1 protein-coding gene is annotated in these 813 nt (G+C 76.8%); it reads right to left on the bottom strand.

Going from position 1 to position 813, the window contains the following annotated elements:
• Window positions 1-94: 94 nt before the first annotated feature.
• A partial coding sequence (locus ABD308_RS23920) for a cytochrome P450 (protein WP_344338438.1) occupies window positions 95-813 on the bottom strand: 719 nt, incomplete at its 5' end.

The raw sequence follows: 813 nt of genomic DNA, 5'->3' as shown, positions 1-813 counted from the left end.
GCGGCGGTGGTCCCCGGTGTGGTTGCGGTCACAGGAGTCATGCCGAGGACGCTAGGGCAGGCGTACGACAACGCCCGGTTCCGCCGGCGGCGGATCACCCACGGGCCAGCGGTCGCAGCCGCAACCGCTGCGGCCGCAGGACCGTGGTCAGCCTCGGCGGGCGGTCGTCCCCCCGCCGTCCCGGCACCGGGGCCGGGTGCCAGCGGGCGAGCACGGTGGCCAGCGCGATCGCGGCCTCGGTGCGGGCGTAGTCGGCGCCCAGGCACTGCCGGGGACCGTTGGCGAACCCGGCGAACCCCCAGCGCGGCAGGGCGGCGGCCCGCTCGGGCAGCCAGCGGTCGGGGTCGAAGACGGCCGGGTCGGCGAAGATCCGCGGATTGTGGTGCGCGACGTACGGGCTGAGCAGCACTTGAGCGCCGCGCGGCAGGACCCGCCCGCCGAGTTCGGTCTCGCGGGTGCAGGTGCGCAGCAGCACCCAGCCGGGTGGGCGCAGCCGCAGGGACTCGGTCAGCACCCGGGCGGTGCGGGGCAGTCGCGGCAGGTCGTCCCAGCGCGCGGGCCGGCCGTCCGGCAGCACCGCGTCGATCTCCGTCTGGACGGCGGCGAGCACCTCGGGGTGGGCCATCAGCAGCCGCAGCGTCCAGGAGAGCTGCGAGGCGGTGGTCTCGGTGCCGGCCAGCAGCATGGCGACGACCTGGTCGTGCAGTTCGGCGTCGGAGAGCGTCGAACCGTCCTCGTCGCGGGCGGCGACCAGCCCGGCCAGCAGGTCGGTGCGGCCCGGGCCGTGCGCCCGGTGGTCGCGCACCAGGTCGG

Origin of the sequence: Kitasatospora putterlickiae (assembly GCF_039527695.1) — a bacterium.
GTDB classification, from domain to species: domain Bacteria; phylum Actinomycetota; class Actinomycetes; order Streptomycetales; family Streptomycetaceae; genus Kitasatospora; species Kitasatospora putterlickiae.
This window is presented reverse-complemented; position numbering and strand designations above follow the sequence as displayed.